Here is a 9688-nt window from a genome sequence, read left to right as displayed (position 1 = left end):
AGGTGTCGCGCAATSWGGTGAGTCGCTTCCTTGATGATCTGCTGTTACAGGCTCCTGATAATGATGCCATCACCGATGGTATCCCCCTGCCTAGTGTTACCAGCGAGAACATGCCCGATGCCAGTGGTCGCCTGTTTTTTCAGACTGCACAAATTCCGCATGAATTGCCCAAGGAACTACCGGGGCATTCCGGCGACAACTCGATTTTATCCGTCGCCATTCACCTGCAACAGACCCAAACCGACACCAGTGTAGTGCTGGTTTCCAAAGACATTAATCTCAGAATCAAAGCCACCGTTCTCGGTATCTGCGCTGAAGACTATTACAACGACAAAGTGCTTGACGATGTAGATCTGCTGTATCGCGGTGCCAGTGAGCTGCCAGAGGGTTTCTGGGACGATCTGAACAAGCTGGAGTCCTGGACAGAAGACGGCCGCACTTACTATGAAGTTGAAGGCGATATTGTTAATGAGTGGTATCCCAATCAATTGATCTATTCGGGCCAGGATGAACGGACTATCGAAGCGGTAGTTCGCGAAAAATCTGAGCGTAATGCCCACATTGAACTGGTTCGAGATTTCCGACGTGACAATCATGCTGTTTGGGGCATCAAAGCCCGCAACCGCGAACAAAACTTTGCCTTCAACCTGTTGATGGATCCGGATGTCGACTTTGTTACTTTGCTGGGACAGGCAGGTACAGGTAAAACCCTGCTGACACTGGCAGCAGCCCTGACACAAGCAGTAGAACACAAGCGTTACAGCGAGATTGTGATGACGCGTGTGACGGTCCCAGTTGGCGAGGACATTGGTTTTCTGCCCGGTACAGAAGAAGAAAAAATGACACCCTGGATGGGCGCATTGATGGACAACCTCGAAGTACTCAACAAAACCGAGGGCGGTGACTGGGGCCGACAAGCAACCAATGATTTGTTACAACGCTGGATTAAAATCCGCTCGCTCAATTTTATGCGGGGTCGAACTTTCCTCAACCGCTTCATCATCATCGATGAAGCGCAAAACCTGACCTCCAAACAGATGAAAACCTTAATCACCCGCGCCGGCCCAGGCACTAAGATTGTCTGTTTGGGGAATATCTCGCAAATTGATACCCCCTATTTGAGTGAAACCACCTCGGGCTTGACCTATGTGGTTGATCACTTCAAGAACTGGCCGCATAGTGGGCACATCACCTTGTTGCGTGGTGAACGCTCACGTCTTGCAGATTTTGCATCGGAGAACCTATGAACCTGAATAATCTGACCGGTGCCGAACGACGGGCATTTTTCAGAATCAATGACACCGTGATTGTTGATTTTTCGCAAGAGTCGGGGACTGAACAACCGGCAATGCCCGCAGGCGATCAACAACAGCGAGCCCAGTTAAACACGATTCAGACAGCGCTGGGCCATCTGATCGAAAAAATTAATCATCAGGATCGTGAAATTGGCCGTGCCTTGCGACTGATGGATGAAAAGCTCAACCTGCTCACTCAACGGCTGGAAGCCAAAATGGCTCCCGCCGATATGAGCAAGGCGCGTGAAGTTAATCTCAGCGCCGGCGGGATGTCGGTTATCGATAGTCAGGAGTACCCTGCCAAGACATCACTCAGAGTCAACCTGCAACTCTTGCCCTCAATGGTGACCATCTACCTGCAAGCCAAAGTCATCAGCTGCAAAACTATCAGCGAACAGAAAGAAGAACCTGCTTATCTGCTGCGTATGGCTTTTACTGAAATGACCGAAGAAGATCGCAACACACTGGTTCGCCACACGCTGAGCCGTCAGGCAGAAATTCTAAGGACGCAAAAAAGCAGCGTTTGAGTTTGATGACACATGAAGCTGTAACGCAAGACATTCTCTATAGTTTTCGCCGCTGCCCCTATGCGATGCGAGCACGACTGGCGATTGTCGCCAGTGGCAAGCAAGTCGAAATCCGCGAAATAGTGCTGAAAGACAAACCGGCTTGCATGCTAGCCGCCTCAGCCAAAGCCACTGTGCCTGTGCTGATCACCGCTCAAGGACACGTCATTGATGAAAGTCTGGACATCATGTTGTGGGCGCTGTCAGCCAATGATCCCCAAGGCTGGTACCAAGGACTCAGCGCTGAACAACTAAACAAGGCCAAACGCCTGATCGCTGAAAATGACAGCAGCTTTAAATATTATCTGGATAGATATAAATATGCTGATCGTTATCCAGAACAGGATGCCGCTTTCTATCGAAAACAAGCCTGCTTGTTTTTGGCCGAACTGGAAACGCAGTTGCAGCAGCATTCAGGACTTATCGGGCAGCAAATCAGCTATGCAGACATGGCCATCGCACCTTTTATCAGACAGTTTGCCATGGTCGATAGCCAATGGTTTTTTCAACAAAACCCTTTTCCTGCGGTCAAGGACTGGCTGGAAAGCATCATTTACAGCCCGCAGTTTGAGACCATGATGGTCAAACTGCCGCAGTGGCAGCCCGGCGATAGCCCGCGCCTGTTTCCATCAGATTTCTAACCAGATAACAGACTGCTGACGTCCAGGTAATCGCTAGCCGATTCAGCTTCGGGCAGTCTGGGAACCACACCAAGACAAGGTGCTTCAATACGGCTTGTTAATGACTCGATGATTTCATTCTGCTGAGCTGATGGCTCGATGCAGTTGGCGACCCAGCCGAGCAAGGGTAATCCCGCATGTTTGATCGCCTGAACCGTCAGCAATGCGTGATTGATACAGCCAAGTTTGATCGAGACCACCATGATGACGGGCAATTCCAGCCTGACGGCCAAATCTGCCAGCGTCTGCTGTGCATCCATCGGCACCAGCCAACCACCTGCGCCCTCAACCACTACACAGTCGGCTTTATCAGCCAGTTTTTGGAAGTTGTCTTGGATCACTGACATATCAATCGAAACCGCCTGTTCAATAGCCGCCAGATGTGGCGCTATTGCCGGTTCAAACGCAAAAGGGTTGATGACATCGTAGGGCATTTTGACATCAGCTTGCTGCATCAGCACCAGTGCATCTTCGTTACGCAAGCCATCCACTGTTTGCTCACAACCACTGGCGACAGGTTTCATCACCGCAACCGATAGGCCCTGTTGCTGTAATGCCGCTACCAGGCCAACACTGATTCGGGTTTTACCAACTTCGGTGTCGGTGCCCGTGATAAACACACCCGTTAACTTTTTCATCGCCTGCCAATATCCTCAACGGCAATCAATACCTCAGAACCGGTGCCCAGAAAGCGTCCAGATGAGGTGCCTGCAAAAGCATGTCCATAAATCACCTCATAACTGGCGGGTAACTGACCATTGATCCGAAACTGTTCACACTCATGGATGACTTGCTGTAGCCGCTGTTTGCCGGTGAGACTTTTGCGTCGTCCCGGATTCATATTGCTGGCACCGAGCAATTTCAGATCTCGCATCATTTGCATGGCGGTAGCATAGCCAAGTTGTTGATGCTCAACATCCAGCACAATATCTTCAAAACCCGCCGTTGACATGGCGCTGCCCACATCATGCATGTCCAAAAAAACATTGATGTGCGGATATTTATCAACCGCCGCCCAGGCAGTTCGCAACTCTTTTAAGGTGTCTGGACCAAGCGTTGTAAAGCTCAGCAAGCCCTCGGGTTTGAGCACTCGTCTAAGTTCAGCAAACACGCTTGCCACATCGCACCATTGCAATGCCAGATTGGCAAACACCAAGTCTACCGACTGATCCGGCAAGGGCAGGCGCTCGGCATCTGCGCCAATAAATAGCGGACGAGATGCGCCAGGCAACCAGCGTTTAAAGCCAAGATGTTGCTGCCAATTATTTCGCGCCCTGACGAGCATTGCCGGGGCGATATCCATTGCCAACAATTGAGCATCGGGATAACGCTGTGCCAAAAAGCTCAGATTCCTGCCGGTGCCACAGCCCAGATCCAGCACTGTTTGGGGTTGAATATTGACCAGAGACAATCGGTCCAGCAATTCATCAGCGGTTTGTCTTTGTAACACCGCCACATCATCATAGTCGTGGGCTGCGGCAGCAAACGACTTGGCAACATCTGATTTTTGGGGTCTTTGACTATCAGTCATGACAAAACTGCTCTATCAACTGCAGGCACACTGCACTATGAGATACAAATGGCGCATGCCCCGCGCCGTCTATCTCATGCACAGTAGCCGCAGGGTTTAATGCCCGAAGCGGTTCCTTAACAGCGATTGGAATCAGACTGTCGCGACTGCCCAGAATCCATTGCAAAGGACAGTGCAATTGCTGCACGGCCGGGCGCATGTTTTCGTTTAACAGCAAATCTAAACCTTCTCTTAAGGCACCGGTTTGTGGTGTCGGTCCTGCCGCCAGATCTTCTGCAATCTGCCGAATCTGTTGTCGGGCATGCACTGCGCCTTTGGCCTGAATCAGCAAAAATTGCTGCAAGGTCGCCGATATATTGTCACCCAGTTTGCTGGCAAAAGACTGAAACACCTCGGCAGGCATCGCGGTCGTCCAGTCTTTTGTTTGCACAAACTGGGGTGTGGCCGCCATCAATATCAGGCGCTGCACTTGTGTCGGATAGCGCTGTGCCAGCCGCAAAGCAATCAGGCCCCCCATTGACCAGCCCAGCCAAATGGCCGGAAAACTCAGTCCCTCTGCCAGCTGATCAACCACGGCATCAAGTTGCAGATCTTGCGCCTGCCACTGGCTCAGTCCATGTCCAGGCAAGTCGACCAAATGTACTCTGAATTGCTGCTGCAACGGCTCAATCAATGGCTGCCAGATGCCACTATGCATGCTCCAGCCATGCAGTAACACCAGATCGGGGCCATGACCAAGCGACTCAATGTGCACAGGCCTGCTCCAGTGCCGACAACAGACGATCAACATGTTCAGACTGATGCAGAGCAGAAAAAGTGATCCGCAAACGGGCAGATCCAGCCGGGACCGTCGGTGGCCGAATCACTCCGACAAGAATGCCCTGCTGTTCCAGCGATTGCCCAACCGCCAGCGCCTGATGCTCATTGTCCATCAACACCGGCTGAATTGCGGTTTGTGAGTCCATTAACGGCAAACCCAGTTGTTCTGCACCGCGCCGGAATTGCTCAATCAAAGCCTGAAGCTTTTCTCGTCGCCATGATTCCGCTTGCAACAACCGCAAACTCACAGAAGTCGCCGCCGCAATGGCCGCTGGCTGAGCTGTGGTATAAACATAACTTCGTGCATGTTGTCTGAGCGTTTCGATGACCACCTCATCGGCTGCCACAAAGGCACCCGCTGTTCCAAAAGCCTTGCCAAAAGTCCCGACAACAATCGGGTAACTGGCTGGTTCGAGCTGCCAGTGTTCCACACTGCCTCGACCCTGCGAACCCAAAACACCGATGGCATGTGCATCATCAATCAACACCGCCGTGCGATGTTGTTGCGCCAGCGCCATGATCTCAGGCAAGGGCGCCAGATCACCATCCATACTGAAAACACCATCACTGACAATCAGGCGCTGCCCGGCATCGCTGGTCTGATGTAAGCGCCTGTGCAGCTGTTGCATGTCATTGTGCGCATAACGCCACTGTCTGGCTTCAGAAAGCCGCCCACCATCCAACAAGGAAGCATGATTAAGCTTGTCCTGAATCACGACATCATTGCGGCCAGTTAGTGCGTCTATCACGCCGATATTGGCCATATAGCCTGTTGAAAACAGCAATACCGCTTCTTGCTGACAAAACACTGCAAGCTGTTCTTCCAGATGTTGATGATGAACACTGTGCCCGGTTAAAAGGTGTGCGGCACCACTGCCCACCCCTTCTTCCGAGGCGACTTTGATAAAGGCAGCACGAACATCGGGATGGCTGGCAAGACCGAGATAATCATTGCTGGTGAAAGACAAAAACGATTGTCCGTCCACCACGACTTCGACCGATTGCTCACCCTGCCGTTGTCGGGTTTGCCGGTAGAGACCGGCATCACGACGTTGTTGCAGGGATTGTTGCAGCTGCTTGTGCCAGGGGAGCTGAGCCACCTGAGGTTCAGGCGGCAGAAGAGCAGTTTTGCTCACTCACATTGTTGACTTGCAGTGGCGTGATTCCCAGACGGGCAAACAACTGCTGATCGTGATCTGTATCAGGGTTATCTGTGGTGAGCAGTTTTTCACCGTAAAAAATCGAGTTGGCACCCGCCAGAAAAGCCATGGCCTGTAATTCATCGCTCATGTTTTCGCGGCCTGCAGACAGGCGAACAAAAGATTTTGGCATCATGATGCGTGCCACGGCGATGGTGCGGACAAACTCAAACGGATCCAGTGCTTGAATGCCATCCAGCGGCGTACCTTCAACTTGAACCAGCAGATTGATTGGCACACTTTCGGGATGACTCGGCAAGTTGGCCAGACTGGCAAGCAGTCCCGCACGATCATTTCGGCCTTCGCCCATGCCAACAATACCGCCACTACAGACATGAATGCCCGCTTCACGAACATGGCTCAGAGTATCCAGGCGATCCTGATAGGTGCGGGTACTGATAATATCGCCGTAAAACTCAGGCGATGTGTCCAGATTGTGGTTGTAATAATCAAGGCCAGCCTCTTTCAGGCGTTTGGCTTGATGTTGCTCGAGCATGCCCAGTGTGACACAGGTTTCCAGTCCCAGGTCCTTGACCCCTTCAACCATTGCCGCAACTCTTTCCAGGTCACGATCTTTCAGGTTTCGCCAGGCAGCGCCCATGCAAAAACGACTGGCGCCAGTTGCCTTGGCCTGGCTGGCAGATTCGAGCACTTTATCAAGCGGCATTAACGGTTCTGCCTTCACCGCAGAAGGATGATGAGCACTTTGTGGACAATAACCGCAGTCTTCGGCACAACCACCGGTTTTAATACTCAGCAAGGTGCTGATCTGCACTGAATTTGCATCAAAATGCTGACGATGAACTGTTTGGGCACGAAACAGCAGGTCATTAAAAGGCAAATCAAACAAGGCTGCGATTTCATCAAGCTGCCAATCGTGACGGATCGGAGCGTTTGGTTCTGCTATAGTCTGGGTCATAAGAGCTCTTCATCAGTTTTAATGGATTAAAGCATGATGGCCAAACACTTGCGTTCCGACAGCGTTGTTCGGCAATTGGCGCATCTTGTGCCGAGATTATACAACAAACTACTGCCTGTACCCTGCTTCCTCTGTGGTGTTGAAACTGCCGATGGCCCGCTGTGTCCGGATTGTATGGCGGATTTGCCGGAAATTTCACATCAATGTCCGCTGTGTGCGATTCCGATGCAAAGCGACACTATCTGCGGTGATTGCCTGAAAAATCCACCGCCTCAACAAAAAAGCATCAGTCTGTTCACTTACCAGGAACCAGTTGATCGGTGTATCAGCGCGTTCAAGTATCACCGACATCTGGGTTTTGCCTCGCTGTTTGCTGATTTACTGGCGAAAAAAGTACAGCATGATTATCCTCTGGCAACGCTGGTGCCTGTGCCACTACATCCGATCAAAATCCGCCTTCGAGGCTTTAACCAATCGCAGGAAATCGCCAAACGACTATCTCATCACTTGTCATTACCGCTCAATCCCCACTGCCTGGTTCGCAGTCGCAATACGCCGGCACAGAGCCAGTTAACTGCCAAGCGCGCCGACAAAATATCCGAAATGCATTCAGCTGCAACGGTCCGCCGCCAGACAGCGTGATTCTGATTGATGATGTACTGACCAGTGGCTGTACGGTGAGGGAAGCCGCCGCAACATTGCAAAAAGCGGGCTGCCAGCGGATAGAAGTATGGACAATCGCCCGCGCCATAAGCCATTATTGACCCGACAACAACGGACCAGCTGACAAGGCTGTTTGATGCAACAAGATGCCGCGACACTTCAAGCTCGCCTGGATGCACTCATTCGCATTGCCAAAAGCAATGAGCGTAAACAGGAGAACTTTCAGAAATACGAGCTGAGCTTGCTCAACAGCAATGGACTTGGCGAACTGCTGGCGCTGATTCTGGAAGAACACAAAGTCCGCTTTCAGTTGACTGAAGTTACCCTGTTACTGCTTGACCCGGAATATGAATTTCAGAGGCTGATTGAAGCCAGCCCGAATATTCCCGGATGGCCAAAACGTCTGCTGTTTACTGACAACCATCACACCATTGCCCAGTACTTCAGCCTGCAACAACGGCCCAGACTCACCGCTTTCTCTCCTTTCCAGCATCAGATTTTGTTCCCCGGCCATTCCAATCTTCGCTCTGTCGCCCTGTTGCCGTTAGTCCGTCAGCAGCGTCTGATTGGCAGCCTTAATCTGGGCAGCCGCAAAGCCGAACGCTTTCAGGCAAATATTGGTACTCAGTTTTTGCAACACCTGGCAGCGGTAGTCTCCGCCTGTCTGGAAAATGCTCGTTTGCATGAACATATCAAGCTGGTTGGCCTGAGAGATCCGCTTACCGGTGTCAACAACCGCCGATTTTTTGATCAACGGGTTGAAGAAGAAGTCAGCCGTGCACTTCGAACTCAAAGTCCACTCAGCTGCCTGTTTATTGATCTGGACCATTTCAAGCGAGTCAATGATCAACACGGACATCAGGCTGGCGATATTCTGCTCAAGCAAGTGGCTGAAATACTCAATGACAGCATGCGAAGCTGTGATGTCATTGCTCGTTACGGCGGGGAAGAGTTTGTGGCACTGTTAGCTGATACCACGCAGTCCGCGGCCTCCGATATTGCCAATCGCATTCGTGAGTCCATCGAAGCCACCGAATTTGAGGTTGGCCATGGCATTCGCCTGAAACAAACCTTATCCATTGGACTGGCAACGCTGTCTGACACAAATTCCATCAAAAATACCCGACAATTACTTCAGGCAGCCGATCAGGCGGTCTATGCCGCCAAACTGGCGGGACGAAACAAGGTCAGACTGCATGGCACGAGCTGATCGGGCTGAGCTTGTCGCTATATGTCGTGATGCGTAGAATCAATTCACACTGAGTCACTCAATCTGGAAGAGCATGGGGCCGTACCTTAAAGACTTCATGCATGCCTTTGTGCATGCGCTGAAAAATCTGCTGCCGATTATTATCGTCGTAGTCTTTTTCCAGTCAGTGATTCTTCAACAGATGCCCGATAACAGCCTGAGCATGGCAATCGGCCTGCTTATCGTGGCTATCGGCGTTGCACTGTTTCTGCAGGGTCTCGAATTAAGTATTTTCCCAGTCGGCAAAAGTCTTTCCAACCAGTTCGCCAAACGTGGCTCCATTCCTATTTTGCTTAGCTTTGGTTTTGCGCTTGGTTTTTCTGCTGTGGTGGCTGAACCGGCCCTGATAGCCGTTGCTGAACAGGCACAACAAATCAGTGAAGGACGCATTGATGCACTGACCTTGAGGTTACTGGTCGCCGTATCCGTTGGACTGGTGGTTGCTTTGGGTGTGTTTCGAACCATTTTTGGCTACCCGCTGCATTGGTTCATGATCATTGGCTATATCAGTGTTGTGGTCATTACCTATTTTGCACCGGAAGAAATCGTCGGTCTTGCTTATGATTCCGGCGGTGTTACCACCAATATTGTCACCGTGCCCTTGATTGCCGCACTTGGCATCGGTCTTGCCGCATCTATTCGTGGCCGTAATCCACTCACGGATGGTTTTGGACTGGTGGCGCTGGCTGTGATGGTGCCGATGATCAGTGTGCAACTCTACGGAATTCTGGTGTTTTCGGGCGCTGAACCTGATCCTGATGCCCTGA

Annotated in this window: 12 protein-coding genes; 7 read left to right on the top strand and 5 right to left on the bottom strand. The window is 51.4% G+C overall.

Annotated elements, in window-relative coordinates; all coding sequences use genetic code 11:
- The first annotated feature begins 2 nt into the window (after window positions 1-2).
- Genes MPL1_RS06070 through MPL1_RS06060 form a run of 3 tightly spaced genes read left to right on the top strand, consistent with a single transcriptional unit; the run spans window position 3 to window position 2502 of the window.
- On the top strand, window positions 3-1247 hold the full coding sequence (locus MPL1_RS06070; protein WP_009726245.1) for a PhoH family protein: 1245 nt from the start codon (window positions 3-5) through the stop codon (window positions 1245-1247).
- Window positions 1244-1822: a PilZ domain-containing protein gene (locus tag MPL1_RS06065; RefSeq protein ID WP_009726244.1), complete on the top strand. Its 579-nt coding sequence runs from the start codon at window positions 1244-1246 to the stop codon at window positions 1820-1822. The genes MPL1_RS06070 and MPL1_RS06065 overlap by 4 nt, the downstream gene beginning before the upstream one ends.
- A gap of 5 nt (window positions 1823-1827) precedes the next feature.
- Complete coding sequence (locus MPL1_RS06060; RefSeq protein WP_009726243.1) at window positions 1828-2502, top strand: glutathione S-transferase; 675 nt, start codon at window positions 1828-1830, stop codon at window positions 2500-2502.
- Here the strand turns inward: MPL1_RS06060 and bioD are convergent.
- From bioD to bioB, 5 genes are read right to left on the bottom strand one after another with little or no spacing between them, the layout of a single operon-like run.
- Window positions 2499-3179 (bottom strand): dethiobiotin synthase, encoded by a 681-nt coding sequence (gene bioD / locus MPL1_RS06055; RefSeq protein ID WP_009726242.1) that lies wholly within the window; start codon window positions 3177-3179, stop codon window positions 2499-2501. The genes MPL1_RS06060 and bioD overlap by 4 nt on opposite strands.
- The gene (gene bioC, locus MPL1_RS06050; protein WP_009726241.1) at window positions 3176-4072 is read right to left on the bottom strand and encodes a malonyl-ACP O-methyltransferase BioC; all 897 of its coding nucleotides are present in this window, start codon (window positions 4070-4072) and stop codon (window positions 3176-3178) included. Before bioC ends, bioD begins: the two co-directional genes overlap by 4 nt.
- The gene (gene bioH / locus MPL1_RS06045; RefSeq protein WP_009726240.1) at window positions 4065-4826 is read right to left on the bottom strand and encodes a pimeloyl-ACP methyl ester esterase BioH; all 762 of its coding nucleotides are present in this window, start codon (window positions 4824-4826) and stop codon (window positions 4065-4067) included. Before bioH ends, bioC begins: the two co-directional genes overlap by 8 nt.
- Window positions 4816-6027 carry an 8-amino-7-oxononanoate synthase gene (gene bioF / locus MPL1_RS06040; RefSeq protein ID WP_009726239.1) on the bottom strand — a complete coding sequence of 404 codons (1212 nt, stop codon included), beginning with the start codon at window positions 6025-6027 and terminating at the stop codon, window positions 4816-4818. Before bioF ends, bioH begins: the two co-directional genes overlap by 11 nt.
- Window positions 5999-7009: a biotin synthase BioB gene (gene bioB, locus MPL1_RS06035; RefSeq protein ID WP_009726238.1), complete on the bottom strand. Its 1011-nt coding sequence runs from the start codon at window positions 7007-7009 to the stop codon at window positions 5999-6001. Before bioB ends, bioF begins: the two co-directional genes overlap by 29 nt.
- Before the next feature lie 33 nt (window positions 7010-7042).
- On the opposite strand from bioB, the gene MPL1_RS06030 reads away from it, so the two are divergent.
- From MPL1_RS06030 to MPL1_RS06020, 4 genes are all read left to right on the top strand, one after another.
- Window positions 7043-7651, top strand: coding sequence for a ComF family protein (locus MPL1_RS06030; RefSeq protein WP_009726237.1), 609 nt, complete (start codon window positions 7043-7045; stop codon window positions 7649-7651).
- Window positions 7648-7773 carry a ComF family protein gene (locus tag MPL1_RS14450; protein WP_407635248.1) on the top strand — a complete coding sequence of 42 codons (126 nt, stop codon included), beginning with the start codon at window positions 7648-7650 and terminating at the stop codon, window positions 7771-7773. The genes MPL1_RS06030 and MPL1_RS14450 overlap by 4 nt, the downstream gene beginning before the upstream one ends.
- 35 nt (window positions 7774-7808) lie before the next feature.
- Window positions 7809-8882, top strand: a complete 1074-nt coding sequence (locus tag MPL1_RS06025; RefSeq protein ID WP_009726236.1) for a DUF484 family protein — start codon at window positions 7809-7811, stop codon at window positions 8880-8882.
- 73 nt (window positions 8883-8955) lie between these two features.
- The coding region (locus MPL1_RS06020; protein ID WP_009726235.1) for a DUF1538 domain-containing protein at window positions 8956-9688 on the top strand (733 nt) is incomplete at its 3' end.

The sequence above is a fragment of the Methylophaga lonarensis MPL genome, from assembly GCF_000349205.1.
Taxonomy (GTDB): domain Bacteria; phylum Pseudomonadota; class Gammaproteobacteria; order Nitrosococcales; family Methylophagaceae; genus Methylophaga; species Methylophaga lonarensis.
Note: the sequence above shows the minus strand (reverse complement) of the source record. Positions and strands in the feature narration are given on the sequence as shown.

Excerpts from the sequence above, each read along its gene's own strand:
- bioC (WP_009726241.1), bottom strand. The coding sequence starts at position 4,072 with ATGACTGATAGTCAAAGACCCCAAAAATCAGATGTTGCCAAGTCGTTT.
- bioD (WP_009726242.1), bottom strand. The coding sequence starts at position 3,179 with ATGAAAAAGTTAACGGGTGTGTTTATCACGGGCACCGACACCGAAGTT.
- MPL1_RS06060 (WP_009726243.1), top strand. The coding sequence starts at position 1,828 with ATGACACATGAAGCTGTAACGCAAGACATTCTCTATAGTTTTCGCCGC.
- MPL1_RS06030 (WP_009726237.1), top strand. The coding sequence starts at position 7,043 with ATGATGGCCAAACACTTGCGTTCCGACAGCGTTGTTCGGCAATTGGCG.
- bioB (WP_009726238.1), bottom strand. The coding sequence starts at position 7,009 with ATGACCCAGACTATAGCAGAACCAAACGCTCCGATCCGTCACGATTGG.
- MPL1_RS06065 (WP_009726244.1), top strand. The coding sequence starts at position 1,244 with ATGAACCTGAATAATCTGACCGGTGCCGAACGACGGGCATTTTTCAGA.
- MPL1_RS06025 (WP_009726236.1), top strand. The coding sequence starts at position 7,809 with ATGCAACAAGATGCCGCGACACTTCAAGCTCGCCTGGATGCACTCATT.